17 protein-coding genes and 1 riboswitch are annotated in these 22,849 nt (G+C 32.4%); of the genes, 3 read left to right on the top strand and 14 right to left on the bottom strand.

What is annotated here, in order from left to right:
• Nucleotide 1: 1 nt before the first annotated feature.
• From trpD to NRK67_15470, 4 genes are all read right to left on the bottom strand, one after another.
• Nucleotides 2–1,012 carry an anthranilate phosphoribosyltransferase gene (gene trpD, locus NRK67_15455; protein ID UUV18665.1) on the bottom strand — a complete coding sequence of 337 codons (1,011 nt, stop codon included), beginning with the start codon at nt 1,010–1,012 and terminating at the stop codon, nt 2–4.
• Nucleotides 1,009–1,581 (bottom strand): aminodeoxychorismate/anthranilate synthase component II, encoded by a 573-nt coding sequence (locus NRK67_15460; GenBank protein UUV18666.1) that lies wholly within the window; start codon nt 1,579–1,581, stop codon nt 1,009–1,011. The genes trpD and NRK67_15460 overlap by 4 nt, the downstream gene beginning before the upstream one ends.
• 12 nt (nt 1,582–1,593) lie before the next feature.
• Nucleotides 1,594–2,991, bottom strand: a complete 1,398-nt coding sequence (gene trpE / locus NRK67_15465; protein ID UUV18667.1) for an anthranilate synthase component I — start codon at nt 2,989–2,991, stop codon at nt 1,594–1,596.
• Nucleotides 2,992–3,430: 439 nt separating this feature from the next.
• A complete protein-coding gene (locus NRK67_15470; protein UUV18668.1) occupies nt 3,431–5,365 on the bottom strand; it encodes a TonB-dependent receptor in 1,935 nt (644 codons plus the stop codon).
• A gap of 2 nt (nt 5,366–5,367) precedes the next feature.
• Nucleotides 5,368–5,554: riboswitch (cobalamin riboswitch) on the bottom strand.
• A gap of 221 nt (nt 5,555–5,775) precedes the next feature.
• On the opposite strand from NRK67_15470, the gene NRK67_15475 reads away from it, so the two are divergent.
• Both NRK67_15475 and NRK67_15480 read left to right on the top strand, forming a co-directional pair.
• Nucleotides 5,776–6,795, top strand: a complete 1,020-nt coding sequence (locus NRK67_15475) for an iron ABC transporter permease (GenBank protein UUV18669.1) — start codon at nt 5,776–5,778, stop codon at nt 6,793–6,795.
• 79 nt (nt 6,796–6,874) lie between these two features.
• The gene (locus NRK67_15480; protein ID UUV18670.1) at nt 6,875–7,654 is read left to right on the top strand and encodes an ABC transporter ATP-binding protein; all 780 of its coding nucleotides are present in this window, start codon (nt 6,875–6,877) and stop codon (nt 7,652–7,654) included.
• Between the two features lie 57 nt (nt 7,655–7,711).
• Here NRK67_15480 and NRK67_15485 read toward each other — a convergent pair whose 3' ends face one another.
• Genes NRK67_15485 through NRK67_15515 form a run of 7 tightly spaced genes read right to left on the bottom strand, consistent with a single transcriptional unit; the run spans nt 7,712 to nt 16,692 of the window.
• Nucleotides 7,712–8,791, bottom strand: coding sequence for a hypothetical protein (locus tag NRK67_15485; GenBank protein ID UUV18671.1), 1,080 nt, complete (start codon nt 8,789–8,791; stop codon nt 7,712–7,714).
• Nucleotides 8,792–8,810: 19 nt separating this feature from the next.
• Nucleotides 8,811–10,352, bottom strand: a complete 1,542-nt coding sequence (pelG, locus tag NRK67_15490; protein ID UUV18672.1) for an exopolysaccharide Pel transporter PelG — start codon at nt 10,350–10,352, stop codon at nt 8,811–8,813.
• 1 nt (nt 10,353) lies between these two features.
• Nucleotides 10,354–11,769: a GT4 family glycosyltransferase PelF gene (pelF, locus tag NRK67_15495; protein UUV18673.1), complete on the bottom strand. Its 1,416-nt coding sequence runs from the start codon at nt 11,767–11,769 to the stop codon at nt 10,354–10,356.
• 4 nt (nt 11,770–11,773) lie between these two features.
• On the bottom strand, nt 11,774–12,727 hold the full coding sequence (locus NRK67_15500; protein ID UUV18674.1) for a hypothetical protein: 954 nt from the start codon (nt 12,725–12,727) through the stop codon (nt 11,774–11,776).
• A gap of 8 nt (nt 12,728–12,735) precedes the next feature.
• Nucleotides 12,736–14,565: a DUF2194 domain-containing protein gene (locus NRK67_15505; protein UUV18675.1), complete on the bottom strand. Its 1,830-nt coding sequence runs from the start codon at nt 14,563–14,565 to the stop codon at nt 12,736–12,738.
• A complete protein-coding gene (locus NRK67_15510; GenBank protein ID UUV18676.1) occupies nt 14,555–15,772 on the bottom strand; it encodes a hypothetical protein in 1,218 nt (405 codons plus the stop codon). Before NRK67_15510 ends, NRK67_15505 begins: the two co-directional genes overlap by 11 nt.
• A gap of 2 nt (nt 15,773–15,774) precedes the next feature.
• Nucleotides 15,775–16,692 (bottom strand): endo alpha-1,4 polygalactosaminidase, encoded by a 918-nt coding sequence (locus tag NRK67_15515; protein ID UUV18677.1) that lies wholly within the window; start codon nt 16,690–16,692, stop codon nt 15,775–15,777.
• Between the two features lie 224 nt (nt 16,693–16,916).
• Between NRK67_15515 and NRK67_15520 the strand changes: the two genes are divergently transcribed.
• Nucleotides 16,917–17,909: a hypothetical protein gene (locus NRK67_15520; protein ID UUV18678.1), complete on the top strand. Its 993-nt coding sequence runs from the start codon at nt 16,917–16,919 to the stop codon at nt 17,907–17,909.
• A 130-nt stretch (nt 17,910–18,039) separates the two neighbouring features.
• On the opposite strand, the gene gpmI is transcribed toward NRK67_15520, so the two are convergent.
• The 3 genes from gpmI to NRK67_15535 all read right to left on the bottom strand — a co-directional run bounded on the left by gpmI (nt 18,040) and on the right by NRK67_15535 (nt 22,806).
• Entirely contained in the window at nt 18,040–19,563 is a 1,524-nt protein-coding gene (gene gpmI, locus NRK67_15525) for a 2,3-bisphosphoglycerate-independent phosphoglycerate mutase (GenBank protein ID UUV18679.1), read from the bottom strand.
• An 87-nt stretch (nt 19,564–19,650) separates the two neighbouring features.
• Nucleotides 19,651–20,415, bottom strand: coding sequence for a triose-phosphate isomerase (gene tpiA / locus NRK67_15530; protein ID UUV18680.1), 765 nt, complete (start codon nt 20,413–20,415; stop codon nt 19,651–19,653).
• Nucleotides 20,416–20,523: 108 nt separating this feature from the next.
• Nucleotides 20,524–22,806: an alpha amylase N-terminal ig-like domain-containing protein gene (locus NRK67_15535; protein ID UUV18681.1), complete on the bottom strand. Its 2,283-nt coding sequence runs from the start codon at nt 22,804–22,806 to the stop codon at nt 20,524–20,526.
• Nucleotides 22,807–22,849 lie beyond the last annotated feature (43 nt).

Below are 22,849 nucleotides of genomic sequence, written 5' to 3' on the forward strand. Positions count from 1 at the left end.
TTTATCTATTCGTCATTTCTATTAATTCATCTAATTTAGTAAGAGCCTTTCCGCTTTCTATTATCTCTCTCGCCATCTCTACTCCCTCTTGAATAGATGATGCTTTTTTTCCTACATAGAGAGCTGCTCCACTATTTAAAATCAATATGTCTTTTTTGGCTCCTCCAATACTGCCTTTAAATATCCCCCTTACTATCTCTGCATTCTTTTTAGGAGTTCCCCCTTCTAACTCCTCTTTAAGACTTTTTTCTATCCCAAAATCCTCTGGTTCTATATAGTAGGTGTTAATTTTTCCATCCTTTAATTCACTTATTTTAGTTTTATCGGTTATTGTTATTTCGTCCATTCCATCCATCCCATGAACAACCAATACATGTTCAGTTCCTATTTTTTTCATAGACTCTGCCATAAGTTCGGTTAAATTTTCATGGAATACTCCCAATACCTGTCCATTAGCTTTAGCAGGATTTGTAAGGGGTCCCAGCATATTGAATATTGTCCTAAACCCCAGCTCTTTTCTAACTGCTGCTGCATATTTCATAGAGCTATGAAAGGCAGGAGCATATAAGAATCCAATATCTATCTTTTCTATACACTCTTTTATCCTTTTTAAACTTATGTTTATATTTATACCCAAAGTTTCCAATACATCTGCACTTCCACATTGACTGGATACCGATCTGTTACCGTGTTTTACTACTGCCGCTCCTCCAGCAGCTACTACAAATGCAGATGCTGTAGAGATATTATATGTATCTGCACCATCTCCCCCTGTCCCACAGGTATCCACAGTATATCTATCTCCTAACTCTATCGGCATCGCTTTCTCCCTCATAACCTTAGCTCCGCCACTTATCTCTTCCGGTGTTTCTCCCTTTACCCTTAGAGCTGTTAAAAAACTGGCTATATGAACTTCACTGACTCTGCCTTCCATTATTTCTGTCATTGCATAGGTCATCTGTGATTCTGTAAGGTTTTCACCATCGATTAATTTATCCATAACTTTGATCATACACTTCCTCCTACAACAAAATTTTCTATCATCTTCATCCCTTCAGGGGTATAAATAGATTCAGGGTGAAATTGTAATCCTATAACTTCATATTTTTTATGCCTTACAGCCATTATCTCCCCATCATCAGTTCTAGCTGTTATCTCCAACTCCTTATTTAATGTTTCTTCTATAATAGCCAGGGAGTGATACCGCGCTACCTGTGTGTTTTGGGTTATATCACCAAATATTCCATCTTCAGAATGAATAATCTTAGAAGCTTTTCCATGAAATGTCTCCTTGGCATAGGATATCGTTCCTCCAAATGCTTCTCCTATAGCCTGGTGTCCCAGGCATATCCCCAGGATAGAATATTTTTTATACAACTTTTTTATAAGTTCTATACATATCCCTGCTTCCTTAGGAGTTTTAGGCCCCGGGGATATAACTATCTTATCTGGGTTTAGCCCCTCTATCTCCTCCACGCTTATCTCATCATTTCTAAAAACTCTTATATCCTTTTCAAACCTTCCTAAATACTGGTATAGGTTATATGTAAATGAATCGTAATTATCTATTAAAATTATCATAAATCCCTCCTCTTATCTATTAAGTGCTGCTACCAAAGCTCTTATCTTATTTCTGCACTCCTCATATTCATTCTCCGGAATAGAATCTCCTGTAATACCTGCCCCTGCCTGCAAATATACCTTTTCATTTTTGATAACCATAGTCCTGATGGCTATACAGGTATCCATATTTCCTCCATAGGAAAAATATCCCACTGCTCCTCCATATATTCCCCTTCTGTCTTTTTCTAATTCCTCTATTATCTCCATAGCTCTTACCTTTGGAGCACCTGATAATGTTCCTGCCGGCAGGATAGAAGAGAGTACAGAAAAGTTTGTTTCTTCCTCTTTTTTCTCCCCCTCAACTAATGAAACCAGGTGCATCACATGAGAATAATTTTGTACCTTCATAAATTGAGTTACTTCTACACTGTCTATCTTTGAAACTTTCCCCACATCATTCCGGGCCAGATCCACCAACATCACATGTTCTGCCACTTCCTTTTCGTCATTTATTAGATCTTCTGCCAAAATTCTATCCTCTTCCAGATTTTCCCCTCTTCTCCTTGTCCCTGCTATTGGGCAGGTATAGATCTTACCTTCCTTTACTTCTACCAACATCTCAGGGGAACTTCCGGCTACCTGATAATCTCCAAAGTTTATATAAAATAAATATGGCGACGGGTTTGTAATCCTCAATTTTCTGTATAGGTCAAATGGTTTTTCCTTTGTTTCCATCTCCCACCTCTGGGACAAAACCACCTGAAATATATCCCCTTCATAGATATATTTTTGTGCTTTCTCTACATTTTTCATAAACTCTTCCTTTGTGATATTACCTTTTAACTCCCCCTCAGTTGTCCTCTCTTTTTTAGGTTCTAATTTCACATCTATACTATTTCCTAATATTTTTTCCATCTCTATAAATTTAATATCTGCTTTTAACTTCCCCTCTCTATCCAAAGTCTCTATTACTGTAAATATCAGATGCTGATGAAAGTGATCAAATACAATCCCCTCTTTAAAAAACATCAGATCTGAATCTGGGGTTCCAATATTATCCGGATTTTTATCCAATATTTTTTCGTATTCTCTGATCATATCGTATCCTATGGTCCCGTAGGCTCCTCCGATATATATCCCTTCCTTACCCTCTAAAGAATATTCTTTTATATATCCCTCTACAATTTCCATAAACTTCTTTCCATCTTTTTTTATCCTTTCACCATCTAACTCATATTCACTTCCAAAACTTTTCAATCTTCTAAATGGATTTTTAGCTATAAATGAATACCTGCCTTTTTCATTGTCCCTGCTTTCTAGGAGCAGCCCCACCCTGTCTCCTACGTACTTTTTAAAGATAGTTACCGGTGTTTCAGTGTCTCCTGCTACTACCTTTGTATAAACTTTCATCTGCCTTTTCTTCTCCATCTTGTCCCTCCTTTTTTAACTTTTTTACCTGATTCATCTATAAATTTATATAAAAAAAAGCCCACTCATTATGAATAGGCTTTCCCTTAGAAAAATATAACAAAAAAACCTGCTCATAGTGAACAGGCTGTTAATTTTAAAAAAATTAAATTATATATATCAAAATTAATAGATTGATTTATTACCTAAACCTGGTCCACGTGTCAAAGCTATTTTATTTGTTGAGTTATCGCTTTTCCACCACCAAGTAAATCTAATCATCTCTATCTCCTCTTTAAATTTTATTACAATTAATATATAATTTAATTTTTATTTTGTCAAACTTTTTTATTTTTAATTTTCATAAACTTTTATCTCTTCTACTCCTAATCTATGATTTATATACTTTGAAAGGGTAAATAGATAAAACCCCAGAAAATAAATTTCTGAGGTTTTTATATTACATTGTATATCTGAACCCTACATAGTATTGTCTTTCCGGTGCTGGATAGTAATAATATCCTGTTGTTGACTTGTGCCCCGCATATTCATAATACTCTTCATTGGTTAGGTTTTTGATTCCCCCGTAGATATCAAAGGAATCATTTATTTTATATGACATATTTAAATCTAACGTTAGATGAGCATCTATTTTTTCCTGTTCATTTGCAAAATCTCCGTGAGCGTATGCTTCTCCCACATAGTTTAATATTAAATTAGATTTTAATTTTTCTGTAAAATCATACTTGGCTCCTAAAGAGAACTTATTTTCAGATACTCCCGGAGTTTTATTCCCCTTATCTTCTCCCCCGTCAATCTCTGACTGTAAGTATGAGTAAGATGTAGTTAAAGTTAATTTTTTCATGAATTTTTTTTCAGCCAATAACTCAAACCCAATTTTTTTATTTGGATCCTCATAGTTTACATTTGATCCATAGTAACCTCCTGATTTATCACTCGCATCAAGATAAATTTCATTTTCTACTCTTTTATAAAACAGTGAAGAACTAATATAAGTATCCCAAATATAATCCTTTACTCCAATTTCTAAATTTTGTCCTGTTTGAGGCTTAAAATTTTTATTCGGATTTGTATATGTTAATTCATCTGTTGCAGGAGTTCTAAAATCTGTACTCCAAGAAACAAATGTTGAACCTGTATCAGAATATTTATAATTTAAAGCTAATTCATGAGCATAGTTATTATAATTTTCATCCTCTGTAGTAATTCCATTATAATCAAATTCAGTATATTGATACCTTCCTCCTGCAATTAAGTCTAGTTTATTAGTGATACTATACGTATCATGAATAAATAAACCATAGCTTTCTTTTTTAGTCCAAGAAGAAGGAGGATTCCAATAAGCATTTTCTTCAAGTTTTCCACTAGAAATATCAAAACCAGTTATAAATTTATTTTTATCTGTATTATATTTTAATTTAAAATAATTCGAGATATTAGCTGTATCATTATCAAATCCATAAAAAGAATTATAATTTTTGATATAATAATTCATATTATTAGTTATTTCTAAATTATCCTTCTTATAATTATATCCTAAATCAAATCTATGAGTTTCATTTTTCCCCCAGTCATCAGATGAATTTGTTTGTTTTGGATTTTCTTTTACCTCATCTTCATTTAACGACCCAGGAAATCCCATATAATCCTTATGATAGTCATATTTTAATGTTAAAGAATTGGCATCATTTATCTGATATTTTGTTCCTATCATTACATCATCAGATTTTAAGAATCCATTTTCCCTGTATCCGTCTGTATTTTTTCTAGCAGCATTTCCAAAAATTTTAAACTTTCCTGCTGTAGTTCCAAATCCAAAACCTGAATCTAGTTGATTATATGAACCTGCTTCTGTTTGAAGAGTCATATAGTCTTTAGCTTTTCCTTGCTTAGTAGTAATTACTACAGCTCCTCCAGCAGTATTATCTCCGTAGATTACAGATGCCCCACTTGGGATTATCTCTATCTTCTCTACAGTTTCAATAGGAATATTATATAGATTAAACCCAGACATATCCATATTATTCATCTTTATACCATCAACAATAATAGCTGTATTTTGTACTGCAGTTGCTCCCTGTCCACGGATATCGATTACTCCTGCTTTCCCTGTACCTTCACTTACTTTTACTCCGGGAACTGATTTTACAGCTTCTACTACATTTTTAGCTCCGCTTTCTTTAATATCCTGTGCAGTAACTATGGTAATATTTTTAGGTGTGTCCCTTATTGTATTCTCAAACCCGTCTCCGGATATAGTTGTTTCCTCTAATCTTATTACTCCGCTCTCTTCAAAAAACTGATCCTCATTTAAATCATTAGCATAAACTGTACACGCTAAAATTAGGGCTAAAACCCCTGCTCTTTTTATCATCTCTTTCTCTCCTTTTCCAGATTAGGTATCCTGACTTAGTTTCCTCCTACTCCCATCCCTTCCCAGAAAATAATTCCCAGTGGTTAATGATAGTTTCGTCCACTTTTACAGTAGTGAAGGCTGTACTAGATTCGCACTAGTTTCCCCATTATAATTCTCTTCGTTCTTAGTTTACAAATTCCATAAAAAAATGTCAAGATATTAAACTTTTATTAAAGAAAATTAATCATATATATTTAGTATGTTATTTATATTTTATGTCAATTATTAAAACAACACTAAGGTATGGTTAAAAAAAACTAAAAGAAGGTGACAGATTAAGATTAAGGAGTTATTGAAAAAGAATTTCTAGACATTTTTATGAATCTATCTTAATATTAGTATAATATTATAAAAAAGGAGCACCTCCCATGAAATTAAAAACTTTTCTTCTTTTCCTACTTTTAGGAATTTTAACCATAATCTTCGCCTTATCCAGCGGTGTCATAAAGGTAAATCCCTTGATTACACTAAAAATTCTTATCAATTCCATTACAACTCACAATTTTTTCGATGTCACTTGGAATCAAAATTTAGAAACAATCTTATTAAAACTTCGATTACCTCGTATATTCTTGGCGTTCCTAGTAGGAGGAGGATTATCCTTGGTTGGAGTTCTCATGCAGGCCCTTACAAAGAATTCTCTGGCTGACCCATATATCTTAGGAGTTTCCAGTGGAGCTTCTACAGGTGCAGTTTTATCCCTTATTATAGGTATCAATATTGGTGGTTTAGGTACTCCATTTATGGCATTTCTAGGTGCTGTAACAGCTGCGGTCTTGGTTTTTAGGATTGCTAACATAGGTGGTAATTATAGTTCTACCAAACTGGTTCTTACAGGTATCGCTATCTCCTCTATGTTTTCGTCTATCACTACTTTTATAACTTTCTCTGCCCAAAATGGAGATCTGTATACAGCACTCTTTTGGATTGTTGGTAGTTTGAGTGGAGCTAAATGGTCATCTATCTATATTTTAACTGTCTTACTCCTAATTGTCTTTGGAATAACTATGTTTTTTAATCGTGAATTGGATATTCTTCTTTTAGGAGAGGAAAGTTCCAAGATTTTAGGTGTCAACACCAATAAGATAAGAATTATAATTATTCTTACATCTACCCTCCTCACAGGGATATTAGTTTCCATAAGTGGCGTAATAGGATTTATTGGTCTTATTATCCCCCATATTTCAAGAAAATTAACAAGTTCTAAACATAGAGTTCTTATCCCGGTATCTATATTTTTAGGTGGTTTTTTTCTTACTCTGGCCGATACCTTTTCCAGGGTAGTGATGTCTCCCAATGAACTTCCAGTAGGGATTGTTACATCGTTTTTAGGAGCACCATTCTTTTTATGGATCATGAAAAAGAGTATCTATAATTTTAATAAATAAGCAACGTGACGTTGCATCCAGAAAAAAATCTAAAATTTGTGTAATTCGTAACAAAAAAAGTGAAAAAAGGAGGATAGATTTGAAATTAAAAATTGAAAACCTAAGTTTTGAAATAGATAGTACGAAAATTTTAAAGGATATAAATTTCCAGATAAAAAAAGGGGAATTCGTCGGCGTTATAGGCCCCAACGGATGCGGTAAATCTACCCTGTTAAAAAATATATACAATATACTAACTCCTACCAATGGCAGTATATTCATCGACAATACCTCTATAGATGATTTTTCCTCTAAGGAGTTAGCAACGAAAATATCCACCCTTACACAGCATTCAGGGGGAGACTTTGATTTCTCCATCATCGATATTGTCCTTATGGGAAGATATGCTCATTCTTCCATGTTTTCCTCAACATCAAAAAAAGATCTAAAGATAGCCAAAGATGCTTTGAATAAAGTAGGGTTATCTCACTTTGAAAACAGAAGTTTTCTCAGTCTTTCTGGAGGAGAACAACAAAGAGTTATGATTGCCAGAGCCATTGCAGGGGAAAATGATTTCTTTATCTTAGATGAGCCTACAAATCATTTGGATATTAAATATCAATTAGAGATAATGGATATTATGAAATCTTTAGATATAACTATGTTTTCTGCAATCCATGATATGAATATTGCAGCTACATACTGTGATAAACTTATCCTTTTGAAGGAGGGAAATATAATAGCTATCGGTACTCCTGCTGAAGTTTTATCCAAAGAAAATTTTAAAGAAGTATTCGGTGTAGAAGTCTATCTGTCTACCAACCCATATACCGATAAACTTTCTATTAACTATATCCCAAAATGTTTTTCCACTAAATAAAAAAGGGTTGTGAATTCACAACCCTTTTACCTATTTAATAACTTTATTGCTAGTCTTCTATTTTTCACCTATATATACTTTTTTTCTGTTAAAACCATCTTTATCTAAACCTTCTTCGCTGTATCCATCACTATCATATCCTTGTCGATTATACCCAAGATTATTATAGCCTTTTCTATCATAGCCATCGCGGTCATATCCATTTTCATCATATCCTCCTACATATATATCGGAGTTAGGAACAAAGACTACCGGTCTCCTTATTTTACTGTAAAATTCATCAAAAGTTCTGCCTTTTTTATCATATAACCCCTTTGTATACCTGTTATTTTTTTCATCATTCCATCCATATTTATCATAGTGGTTTCTGTCGTATCCATTTTTATCATATCCTTTTCTGTTATAGCCTTTTCTATTATAGCCATCTTCGTCATAACCATATTTATTATACCCTTCTCTGTTATAATTTTTTTTATCATAGCCTTTTTTATCATATCCTTTTCTATCGTAACCTTCTCTGCTATAACCATATTTGTTATATCCATCTTCTGTATATCCATAGATATTGTAACCATCTATATCATATGCTGTTTTAGTCTCTTTATTCAGCTCCTCTCTAGACCACCCATTCTTATTATATTTAGTTCCTGTTTCTTTATTTATTCCACCTATTGTATATCCTTTTTCATCATATTCGGTCTTTGTTTTTTTATTTATACCAAAATATGACCATCCATACTCATCATAGTTTGTTTTTGTCTTTTCATTCTTATAATCCCTGGACCATCCGTATCTATCATATTTAGTTCCGGTGTCTCTATTCAGCCCTTCCCTGTTCCACCCTTCATCATTCCATCCGTCTTTTCTATATCTTCTTCTGTCATATCCTTCCCGGTTATATCCATCCTTATCAAATCCATCTTTATCGTAACTCTCTATATCATAACCATATCTGTCATACCCTTCCCGGTTGTATCCTTCATCACTGTATCCGCTTATATCATAACCTTCCTTGTCTGTAAATCCCATAGAATGCCAGTTTCGTTTAGTAGTCCCATTAAATCCTGTTTTATCATAACTACTACAACCTGTCATAAATATTATTACACCTATAACTATCGTTATTTTATATTTCATAAGATCTCACTTCCAAAATTTATTTTAAAATTTGATAACTAAAGATTATCAATAAAAAAACCGACACTGATAAACCTACTTTAAGATATCTCTCTTTCCACCTCAAACTAACTCCATGATTCATCTTACCTATTATTTTTGATAGTGATCGCCCACTATGTTTTAGTGCAAAATTTTGAGAATAAAAAGTTGTATAATTCAACCTGTCTATAACTTTATCAAAAAGCTGCAGAGCATATAATACTGATATTACAGATCCCAAGAAAAAGCCAAATCCTATATATTTTTCCCCAAAATTTATAAAAACTAGAGTGAAAAATGTATTTAGGAAACAAAACAACCCTGTAACTTTTAGTGCACTTCTTAGTGCATTGAAATAAAAGAAAATAGAAATTAGGATTATTATATATATATTCGCTATTGCACCTAAAGAAACAATTTTAAATATCTCTACCAATTCTGCAGGTACGCCATAATAAATAATAAAATACCTGGAAAATAAAAGCGCTGTTATTGTAATAAAAATCTGTATTTGCAGGGCATAAAATATCTCTTTATACAACTTTCTACGCATTTTTTTTCTCTCTTTTTCTACGTCATCTAAAGTTCCATTTTTTAGAGTAAGTGCATAATATTTTTGATATATATCAAAAAATCTTGTTTCAATAAATACTACGAAAAATACAATACTGGGTATTGTCAGTAAAAACGAATAAAATACAGCATTTTCATAGTGTAAAGTTACTTTAAAGCCATACCCTATATTAACAGCCCATGGTGAAAACCAATTTATAATTATATGAGACCAGGTCCCTAAAATATAAAATAAACCTGTAAATAATAAACTTGAATAATTTTTTAAATATCCCAAGAACTCATATTCTCCCCCCTCTCCTTCTCTGAATATACTGAAAAAATAGTTTGTCAGCATATGCAGCGAAAACAAGATTCCTATAAAAAAGGAGACCAGCATATTTCCTGCTACCCTATGTTCATAAAACATAATGGGGTATTTAGTCGTAATGAAGAATACTATCACAGATAAAATAGTTGAATAAAAATATATTTTTGATATATATACATAATCTTTTAGTATACTTATATAAGTTGTAATGGTCCACAAGAGTGATAAAGTTATAAGTATCCCTATTGACAGATATTTATAATATAAGGGCAGCTCTTTCATTCCAAAAAACATTATTCCTAAAATCAACGACAATATTATTATTATTTTACTGATCCCTATAAATGATGGCCTTACCCTCTTATATTCCTTTTCATAAAACCTGTCAGATATATACCTGGTTACAAAAAATTGAAATGGGAAGCTTATTAACTGGGAAAAAATAAAACTATACACCAGTGTTGTTATAAATAACAGTTGTTCCGAAGGATTATTAAAAACTAATTTCGATACTAAAATCAATATATTTATAGACAATACCATTGCTATAAATGGTCCTACTGAGATAAAAGTAGAAAATGTTACCGCTTTTATATACCCTGAAAAAGAATCATCATCGTAGAATAATTTTCTTAGCTCAAAACCTATTCCAGCCATATTAACCCCACCCTTCCTCATATAGTTTAGTATATATATTTAAAAATTGATCTGCTCGATAATATTTATTTACTATTTCACACCCTCTCTCCCCTAATAATTTTAATCTGGTTTGATTTTTATAAAGAGCTATGATTTCTGTTGCCATTGCTGTATAAGATGTCGGGGGAACTATTACACCTGCACACCCTATCTCTTTATGACTAGTCAATACACCTCGACAGTCTCCTACATCTGTAGCTATAATAGGTAACTTAACTGACATAGCTTCCAGCATAGATAAGGGTTGCCCCTCTGATATAGATGAAAGTAAAAAAATATCCAGCTTCCCTAGATAATCCATCACATTTACTCTCCCGGTAAAGATTATCCGAGAATTTAATTTTAAATCATCTATTAATTCCATGCATTCCTCATAGTAATCCTGATCTTCTTCATAGGGACCTATAAGATATAGTTCTGCATTTTTTATAGTATTTGTAACGATCTTAAAAGCCTTTATCATCATCTTTACATCTTTTATGGGTACCACCCTCAAAATAGAACCGACAACAAACTTTTCAGTTTTTTCTTTTTTTATATTGGAAAAATAATCGACATCTACTCCATTTGAAACTACAAAAGTTTTTTCTTTAGGTGCTCCAAATAATATCTGCAGATCGCTGTTATATTTAAAAAGAGATATGATCTTATCGGAATATTTATATGCAATTTTTGATAAAAAATAAAAATAATCTATCCATATCTTTTTAAAATCATCCCCTACCCAATGAGATTTAATTATATCTTCCTCTCTTTCCCTTGCATATATCCCATGTTCCGTTAAATAATAGGGTTTATCATATTTAATCTTAGCTAATACTCCCAGTACTCCTGCATATCCAGTTGAAACTGAATGATATAGATCAGCTTTCGGGATTTCATTCTGCAAAACATTCATTAAAAACATAAAGACCGATTTATAGGACCAATAGAAGTTATTAAATTCTTTTTCTGTATACTCATTTTTATACTTAGAACATATCTTCTTCCAAAAAAAGTCACTTGTTGTAAAATCAAAAACACTGCTTTTTTCCTTATTGCTGATAAGTTCTAATGCTTTTTTGGTGTCATCGGATAATTCCATATTTATAAATCTAGATATTACATCCTCCTCTCTTTCATCATATTTCATGAATTTTTTTTTAACCACCCTATCTTCATATATATCTGCAAGATATATAGTCCGGACTTCCAATAAATTTGAAGGCAGTTTATACCTTACTTTCCCTTCCTCCTTCTCACTCGGTAAAATAGATAATATCTTAAAATCTTTTTCTGGATGTCCATTTATCAATTGGTGGATCCAACTAGATACCCCTCCAACTACGTAGGGGTAACTACCTTCTGCTATTATACATATCACCTGTCTCTTCATTTTTTTACCCCTCTATTCCGCATATTTTAAATATATTTTTTACTTCCTTTGACATCATAATTTCTTCTGCTTTATACCTGCGGTTGATAGCCTTCAATCCTGTTAAATTTTTGCTTTCATAGTATAACTTTGTTAAAATTATATATATTTCAAAATTATTTTCTTTTACTTTAGAAAGTCTTTTACACTCTTTCTCTACCTGATCATATCTTTCTGTAACTAAATAAATATTTAAAAGTTTTGTATAATTTTTTAGTCTTTTGTCATTCTCTATTCTTTCCTCTAAAATTTTTATATATAGTTCCCTATGCAGGTTTAAAATATCTCCCTCTAATATCTCACTTTTCAAAAAATTTTCATAAAATACAATCAAATCATCAAAATCTTTTTCTTTTTTTGATCCACTATATCTTTTTTTATACTTTCTCAATTGTTTATCAAATCTCTCCGATAATTGATTAAATTCAATTGCTGAATAATGGACTACCTCTATATCCTTATCAACCAGACCCTTCTTCAACATCCTTACCCGGACTTTTATATCTTCCGGTTTAAATTTTATTATAAAATCTTTCTTTTCTTTTCTGCTTTTAACATCCATAGTATCTACAGCACTTATCAATTTTAATTCCTTACTAATATCTACCTCTTTTAAAAAATTTTTCTCATCTAAATACTTTTCAAAATCAAAAACTTCATCTACTATATTAAAATCTTTTTCCTTTGAGAAAACTACATTTATCAAATAGAGAAATATCCCTGCAAAGGGAACCGCAACAGCTAATCTATTATAGATAAAAGCATCCTTTTTATTGTATTGATGATAAAAAAATAAAACAAGAGCTACCAGCCCATGTAGGATTAAAAAATTTAAAAAATTTAAATTTTCTAAATAAAAGGTCATATATGTTATCTGTGCTTCAAATATTGTCAATAATAATATTATTAATTTATACATCTTATCACCTACTTTAATATAATGGATATTTTATTTTTATCCGCTTCCAATAAATAAAGAGTACTATTTCCATCATAACTGATCAACTGAAATTCCCCTCCAATAACTTCTTTTACCTCATTATTTCTTAGCCTGAGATAGTGATACGTTTTCCCTGGAAATCTTTCAAAATAAACATCTATACTTCCTTTCTTTTTAAATATATGAACTTTAAGTCTATCCAGTTTAAGAACTTCTCTATACCCATCATAGGCTGTCTGAGCCCTTAAAAAACCAAATTTATCATTTACATTTTCAAAATATAAAGACATCTCTTTTTTTAAAGTCTTCCAATCTTTTCCTTCTCCTCTCTGTTCATCTAAAATATCATCCGGATGGATAAAATGATGAAATATTCCATAGAGGGCTATTCCATTATAGATATTTAGCATCATGACATCGTTATAGAGAACCCCGGAACTAAACCTTGGAAAATTATATAAACTTGGCTGGTCTTTGTCCCAGCCTATATGGGTGATCAAGAGTCCTTTTTCCTCTGTTCCACTATAGATTCCAGAAAGTACTTCCAGAGAAGGAAGGTTCTCTTTCAGTACTTTCTTCCCTGTAGCTCCTAACATATTTGATGGAGGCACGTAGATCCTCGCTTCTAAACCACTGTACATTCCTTTTAAATTCTCCCTTATCCTTACAATACTTTCAGCCATATCCTCCTCTGTTTCCCAGTCTTTATAGTTATAGTTATGATTTAATTCCTCTCTCAATCCCAATGGCTGATGATTGTATCCATGAATACCTATCTCTCCATTTAAAGCTAGTAGTTCCCTTCCAAAGTATATTTTATCCTGTATATTTATCTCATTAAATGCAGTAAAATTTTCCTTTTTATTAATATTTTCATAAGTTCCAATGATATAACCTGTATAGATAAGATTATTAGCTACAGCCAGTTTTTTCATATCCGGCCACCATATTTCACGAAAGAAATTTCGTGTATTCATCCTATACTGGGAATAGATTAATTCATTTTTCCCGCTAGGTAATGGAGCCGGGAAATCATCTATATCTACCACCTTGGTATTTACAATATTTTGTAAGAAAATACTATTTCCATAGGAGATCAATTGTATTAAAATTCCATTAACAGACCTGTCTACAAAAAATGTTGCGTTGGAATAAACTACCTTTCCATCTCCTATTTTTCTCTGAAAAATTATCGGATAACCTTCAAAGGTTTCAGCTATTACCTCAACATCCTTGTTTAAGCTGACATCCAGCAGAGAGTTAGTTATGCTCTCTGCTTCCTCTCCCATTATTTTTGTTTCATATATTCCTGGAAAGATATTTTTTTTAAATTTAAGCCCAGATCCAACGGTAAATCCTTTTAATTTTTCAATCCCTGCAATCTCATTAAAAGGGTTAAAATAAGAATTCATTAAAATAATTAAATTCCCACCATCAGCTACATAATCTCTTATCTCTTCATATATATCTTTTTTCAGATATTTATAGTCATCGGTAGATATAATTATACTCTCATACCTATAGACCTCTCCTTTTTTTAATTTACTTAGATAGTTTATATCATAGGATACCTTTGCATACTTAAAAACTTCTTTTATATTGAGAGCCATCTCCCTTTGAGAGTCTGAATCTATATGGGATATCAAAACCAAATGCTTTAATTCTCCATGGGGGATATCTTTTGAATCTGAATATGTTACCTCTTTATATTTATATCCCTGTTTTATATCTACCATCTCATTTAATTCATTTACCCTAAAAAATTGTAAACTCAATCCCAGAACAAGCATCAGCCCTACTAAGTATTTAATCTTCATGATACTCCTCCAAAACACCTAGATTTTTCTCCAACATTTTAGATTTTAATAATTCCATATTTTTTAACTGAGTTGCAGGAAAGATGATATATAAAAGTTTTTTATCTTCTGAATATCCTGCTTTGTCTACACTTCTTATATTCAACTCTATCTCTTTTAAGTCTTCTACCAATACTTTAAATTTAATAAGTACATAGGATAGTTCAAACATATCTCCTCTTTTTTTCTCCTCATCCACTCTTTTTTCAAAGAATTTTTCCCTCATAATCAAAGTTTTTTCATAGTATATTTCATCCTTTATTTTTTCACTATAAGATATGGCGTTGGAGATAGATTTACTGGTCCAGGAAACTAATATTTCAAAAAGTTTCTCTGTATAGGTAGTATAGGTCTCATAGGATAATCTCTCAATATTTAATATACCTATTACCTCTCCATTATTTAAAATAGGTGCATAAAATACAGGTACTTCCAAATCCTCTCCATCTCTCTTCCCATATTTTTTTTCCCTTATCACCTTTTCAAATTTTGGATATTTAGATATTTCTATAGAACTGGGTAATTTTCTATTTTCCCCTACTGCTACTTTCAGCCTCATATATTCTTTTGAACTATCAACATCATATAGAGACAAAACTTCTGCATTTATATATGTCTTAAATACTCCAATTAGGTTTGTAAGAACCTCTTCTATATCTAAAATATCCAAGGTGTTCGCTATCCCATGGAGAGCTATAATACTTTCTTCTGATTTTATAATCTGGCCTTTCATACGATTATTTAAATATACCAGCTTCGTGTTATTATCATATAAACTCTTATAGTTTTTATGGATAAGAGCAACCTCCTGGTTCCGGTCCTTTGTTTTTTCATTTTGATTATCCTTTATCCTTCCTAATATAAAAGATAGGATATAGAACATTAAAAGAAATTTATAATATTTAAAATCATAAAAAAATACTACAAGGTCGTGACCTAATTCTGAATAAACATAGATATACACCATAGTTGCCATCGTTGCACTTAATACTCCTAGATGTACCCCATATCTATAAGCCATTATTCCTGTTAAAATTAGTAGGGGATGTACATTTAACTCTAAAAATTGTTCCTGATAACCCAATATATTTCTAAATAAAGTAACTATTAAAGTAAAATAAAAAATATTTTCTAAGAAAAATATAGTATTTCTTCTTCTTTTTTCCATAATTACTCCTCCTTCTCAAAACTTTCATAGGTGTCTATTGTATCTAAAAATACTCCGTCAAAACCTGTATCTATAAATTTAATTAACATCTCATCCACTATTTTCTTCCACTCTTTCGACCAGTATTTAACAATATAGTTCCCTTCCCAATTTTCATTTTCATGGGAGATCCAATTAGGTAGTTTTCTATCCCACCCACCTTTCCAATATTCCCTATAATCTTCAGCCTCTCCAATACTAAAGTAGCCGATAACCAGCCTTTGCCCTCCCTGGGGTTTTTTCCTTAATTTTTCTATGTCTTCAGCAGTTAATTTAATACCATGGAAGTACATATCTATTATGATCACATCATATTTTGTCTGGGATAGTGCGTTTATATATTCTTTCCTATACCTGAAATTCACGGGATTTAATAGGTATAAGAAATTTTTAGCCTGAGAAATATCAAGTATATCATCCTTATTTTCAAAAAATAGCTTTTCTGATATTCCTGCTGCTTCCCTTTCCTTTGGGCAATAATTTAAAAATTCCTCCTCCTCTGCCAAACTTCTACTCCTCCATTTTCCGTAACTGCTATTTGTATAATTTACAGTCATTACCATCTTATTTAAACTTTTTAATATCCTTAATTTTTTTAAAAGACTTCTTCTCTCCTCATAGGGGGTCCTCTCTCCATATTTAGGATAACCATAAAATAACGATTCCTGGGTTATTCCATCTACAGCCCCTAAGAGTTCTTTGTCTACCTTACCCTTTTCCTGAAAAAAAATATCCGTCCCATTCTGTGAGATCATAATAAAGTTCTCCGGACTTTTATCCCTTATCTTTAATATCAATTTTTTCATCTCTGTTTTTTCATCTGTTCCCAATAAAGTAACTCCTATCATTATAAAACTGATCAACAATATTAATTTTTTCATAATAAACCACCTTTTTTATTATCTAAAAAATCATAAATTTTTTCGAATAAATAAAAATTCAGATTATGCCTGTCTGGGTGCAACCTCATGTTCCTTTTTTATTCTTTGATTAATTAATATCTTCAAAAAAAATATCATTTTTCCTTTTATTACATTTTTTTACAGGACTTTTTTATTTATTTTTGAATTATATAGATATAGTTTTATTTTTAGGAGGGTATAACATGAAAAAACTAATTTTTCTTTCAATTTTAATATCTCAACTGACATTTTCTGAAAAGAATGATTTTTATGATTTTAATATCATAAGAGATGATCTCACTTACAAAACAACTATACGGTATGAAAATATTTTAAATTTTTCAAAACCTACTAATAACCTCAATCTTTATTCAACCTATGTTGATTTCAGGCAGTATAACGACTATTCCAAAATCTATTGGAACTTGGGGCAGGGATATATCTACCTTTCAGAGACTTGGGATTTGGAGTATAGTATGGAAAAAAACTTTGTTACCTACCAGGAAAAAGATCTTGGAGATAAGGACTACGACGGATGGGAGTTGGATTTCCTCCTCCGAAATCACTTGGAAAAATTTGATTGGGCAGGACACAGATGGTCCAGGTCATGGGGCTTTGGTACCAGCTATTCCGATGGTGGAGATTTAGAATTTGACCTGTTCGATGAAGAGGTTACCGATATATTTCTTACCTATAGAATTTCTACAAACTTTGATAATATTGGGCTGGGAGGAAGCTATCTGACTCTGACTGCCAATGGTGGTGGGGTTTTAAGTTCCGTAGAAGATAATGGATACAGGTTTAATTTTATAATGGATACCTTTACCAACTGGGGATATGGGTTCCAAACTGCTAACAGCCTCACAAACGAACTGCGAAGTTATGGAAATTATAACGATTCCTACATGTTAAACTTTGCTTCTGTTACATCTTGGACTTATGAACTTTCCCATAACTTTGCATTTATTACCGATCTTTTTTTTGAGAGTGAAAATTTCTTTAACGGGACTGACAGGCCAGATAAGATAGAATTTAATATCTTTCCCCACCTGGGATACAATAAAAAATTAAACGATTCCTTTCGTTTCTTTGCTAAATTAGGAGTGACTCCTATATCCATAGTAAAATATTCCAATGGATTTGATGATAGCGGTTTCTATGCTAAGGGAGTAGCAGGAATAACATATAGGTGGTAGCAACATGATGTTGCATCATATATCCACCATTTAGGATTTTATAAACTCTATTTATCCTTTTCTAAGATTATAAAAAGAGGATGGCCCAAGTAGATTTTCTACTTGAGTCACCCTCTTTTATTTACTTTTCTTATTTTATAAGTATATCTCCATCCATCTCTTTTGGTACTTCTATTCCTAACACATTTAATATTGTCGGAGCAAAATCCGCTAATTTCCCGTCTTTTACTTCTGCATCTTTATATCTATTAGATACCAGAATAAATGGTACATCATTGGTTGTATGGGCAGTAAATGGTACATGGGTTTCCGGATCTTCCATCAGGTCTACATTTCCATGATCTGCCGTAATCATAAGTACACCATCTAACTCCAACATCTTATCTGCAATCTTAGCTACACACTCATCCACTACTGCTACAGCTTTTTTAGCCGCCTCAAAGTTTCCTGTATGACCTACCATATCAGGATTGGCAAAATTTAATATAACTACATCATATTTATCCTCTTCTAACGCCTCTAATGCGCCATCTGTAACCTCATATGCACTCATTTCAGGCTGTAAATCATAGGTAGCCACCTTAGGAGAAGCTACTAATTTTCTATCCTCACCGTCAAAGGCTACTTCCTCTCCTCCATTGAAGAAGAAAGTAACGTGGGCATATTTTTCAGTCTCTGCTGTTCTCAATTGGTTCAGGTTATTTTTAGCTAATACCTCTCCCAATGTATTTACTATCTTATCATCTTTATATATTATATCTGCATCTATAGTTGAATCATATTGTCTCATACATAGTACTTCTATCTCTTTATATTCTCTCACAAAACCTGTAAAGTCCTTATCGTTTACAGCTCTTGTGATCTGTCTGGCTCTATCTGGTCTGAAGTTGAAGTTGATAAATACATCTCCATCCTTTAACTTCCCGTCTACCCCTTCTATAACTGTGGGCATTACAAACTCATCATTTACTTTATCTGCATATGAATTTTTAACAGCTGTAATCCCGTCTTTTGCAGTATTTCCAATACCATTAGCCATAGCATCATATGCTAACTTTGTTCTGTCATAGTTATTATCTCTGTCCATTGCATAGTATCTACCAGTAATAGTAGCTATTTGACCTACACCCATCTCAGATATTTTAGCTTCTAATTCAGCTACATATTTGTCTGCTGATTGTGGAGGAGTGTCTCTTCCATCAAGGAATGCATGGATATATACTTTTTCTACTCCTACTTTTTTAGCCATCTCCAACAATCCATAGATATGTTTTATATGGGAATGAACTCCACCATCAGATAGTAGTCCACCTAAATGTACAGCACTATTATTTTTCTTGGCATGGTTAAATGCTTTTTTCAATGTCTCTATCTGAAAAAAATCTCCATCTTTAATATCTTTTGATATCTTAACCAGTGGTTGGTATATTACCCTTCCTGCCCCCAAATTAAGATGTCCTACCTCTGAGTTACCCATTTGACCATCTGGAAGTCCTACTGCTTCCCCTGCGGCCTTAATCCTGGAATTAGGATAGTTTTCTATCAACTTACATATATTTTCTGGATGCACATCTGCGATTGCATTTTTTTGTTCCTTATGATCATTTATTCCCCAACCGTCCATTATCATTAACATAACTGGTTTCTTAGCCATATTATTCCCTCCTAATTATATTTTAAAAGGCACAGATTACTCCGTGCCTTTTCTCAATGAAACTTCACGTTTCTAAAATTTAATTTTTTATTTTCCTGCTGCGATGATACCGTAGAAAGAATCAGCTTCTAATGCTGCTCCTCCAACTAATCCACCGTCTATGTTTTTTTGTGCTAATAATTCTTTTGCGTTTCCTGGCTTCATAGATCCACCGTATTGGATAGTAACTTCTTCTGCTACGTCATTTCCGTATAATTCTACTAATACACTTCTTACGAATGCATGAGTTTCTTCTGCCATCTCAGGAGTTGCTGTTACTCCAGTTCCTATAGCCCATACCGGCTCATATGCTACGATTACGTTAGCCATTTCTTCAGCTGATACTCCAACTAATCCACCTTTTAATTGAGTTCCGTTAACTTCGTTAGTTTTTCCAGATTCTCTGTCTTCTAATTGCTCTCCGATACATAAGATTGGCTTTAATCCTGCTTTTAATGCAGCTAATACTTTTGCATTTACAATTGCATCAGTTTCACCATACATAGCTCTTCTTTCAGAATGTCCTAAGATTACATATTCTACTCCTAATTCTTTTAACATAGTTGCAGATATTTCTCCAGTAAATGCTCCAGATTCATTCGCATTCATGTTTTCTGCTGCGATAGCTATTGGTGTATTTTCAGTAGCTCTTACTGCTGATTCTAATGCTGTAAAAGGAGCTCCTATAATTACTTCTACTCCACCTAAGTTTTCTTTATCTATTACTAATTCAGCTAAGTTCTTTAATGTGTTAGCTGCTTCTTTATGTGTTTTGTTCATCTTCCAGTTTCCTGCAATTATCGTTTTTCTCATTTTGTGCCTCCCAAATATTATTTTACTTTTCTTTTAAAATTCTAGCATATAAAATTTCATATTTCAAACATTAAATAGTCCACATTTTAATCACAGATGATTAAGTTATTAATCAAAATCCACCCTTCTGTATAAAACCAGGTAACCATACCCTTCTAATTCCACCCTGATTTTATCCCCCAGGATATTATATCTTTTTCCAGAGTAATAATCTGTATAACCTTTTTTTCCCTGTACCGGCAGTTCCACTGTTTTCTTTAGATTAGATCTGTTTATTACTATAATTGCACTTCTGCCCTTATACTCCCTCTTATATGAAAGCACATTCGTTTCTGGTATTTTTTCCATACTCCCATCTTTCAGATATTTATCTTTGTCCAGATCCAGTATTTCCAAGTCACCAATTTTCATTAACTCCTCATCAAACTTTCTGAATTCAGAAAGTTGTTTATACCAACCTTCCAAAGTTTTATCAGTAACCACACCATAAGATATCTCATCTTTTATAAGATCAGTTTTAAATATTTTAGCTATTTTATCCCTGTTCCTGCTGTATTTTTTCAGACTATCAGTTTCATTTTCAAAGTTTATATCGCCCCAGATCATTGGTTTTCTGCTATCAGGAGCATCTCCACCCCACATTGCTTTCTCGTTCCCATAGTATATAACCGGACTTCCATCTATAGTTAACTGAATTAAAGCAGCTAATTTTAATTTTTTTACAGCATCTTTATCGACTAAATCAGGCCTGACATTTATATAATCATCTCTGCCATAAGTATTTAACCTGTCAAATTCTCTGTTTGGATTTATCAGACTAGAATAAAATCTGTCAGTATCATAGGATTCTATAAAATTCCACTTGGTAGTTTTAATACTATAAATTTTCATACCGCCCTTTACAGTCTCTATACTGTTGCTGTTATTGTTTTCAAATAAACCCTGCATCCAGGCTCCCAGTTCATAGGAACCTATGATATCAAAACCATTTTTCCCCAAATTATTTTCATTTTCTCCAGTAGATTCTCCCGCCAGGATAAATTCATTGTCAACCTCTAAAAGTGCTTTTTTCCACCTGGTTAAAAATACCTTATTATTCAGGTCATTTTTCACATAATATCCGTCTATCCCCTTATTTTTGTAACCTTTTACCCATTTTGTCGTCGCTGCAACCAAATAATCCTGCAGTGATTCGTCCTCTAAGTTTAAAAGTATTTTTTTATTTCCATTCATTGGATTCTTCGATAACTGGTCTTCCCCGAGGATAAACCAGTTTTTGTATTTTGAATTTTCTCTATTTTTCAACAGATCCTTATATGCAAAAAATTCCGATGACACATAGGAAAAATTAATGTCCAAGACCACTCTCATATTTTTTTTATGGATCTCATCCACTAAATTTTGAAATAATTTATCTGAGTTAGTCCAGATATCACTTCCTAAACCACTTTCCAATTCTCTGTATGAACTTTTATCTGTTACTCCATAATCCGGAGAGATATGCCCATAATCTATGGTATCTAATTTATGGCTTGAATTTGAATAATATACAGGAGATAATTTTATCCCCTCAACACCTAATTCAGAGAGATAACCCAATTTTTCCACTATTCCCTGAAGGTCACCGCCATATCTTCTGGTATTTTTTTCTGCATAGGAAAAATATCTGTTTTTAGCTTCAATCTCAGAATATGGAGGTGTATTCCAGTCATCTCCCCAATCTGTTACTTCAAACCCCTGTAGAGTCCCCTTTGTTTGCCATTTTTCCGGAGAGATCAATTCTGATCTTAAAGTTCCGTCATTTAACCTTCCACTGGGTCTAAAATAATACCCGGGCCCAAATTCTGAATAGATAGGGCTGTTTTTTTTATCTCCATCTCGAAAACTGTCCACATAGATAGAGTACCAGACCATTCCTTGAGCCCAGGCAGGAATCTCCCTCTGTCTATCTTCTATAGCATATGAAAATACACTCACATCATCTGAATAATATGATGATTGTTTTCCATAAAAATATTTAAATTTACCATCTATTACTTCAAAATAATAATTTATATTTTTCTTGTTCATTTCCTCTATATCCACTGAAAAAATTTCATACTCTCCACGAAATCCAAGGGATTCCATCTCTTTTTTCTCTCCATCCAACACTAAATTTATCTTTTCTATATCATTTTTTCTTACTCTGATTAATATTTTCAGCTGTTTTTTATCCCCATCATAGATCATATACTTAGTTGTGGATCTGTGCTCTAAATCATCTAAAAATATATAACTATCTCCTTTTTTTGTAACTACAGGAATTGGAGTATCCTCCTTTATCTTTAACACTTCACTGTTTGAGCACCCCATAAATAAAGTCATCCCCATGACAACCAACCACTTTTTCATAATTTTACTCCTTTATTATGTACATAAATTAAGAGTGGTTTCC

This window comes from Fusobacteria bacterium ZRK30 (assembly GCA_024628785.1).
In the GTDB taxonomy this organism is placed as follows: domain Bacteria; phylum Fusobacteriota; class Fusobacteriia; order Fusobacteriales; family Fusobacteriaceae; genus Psychrilyobacter.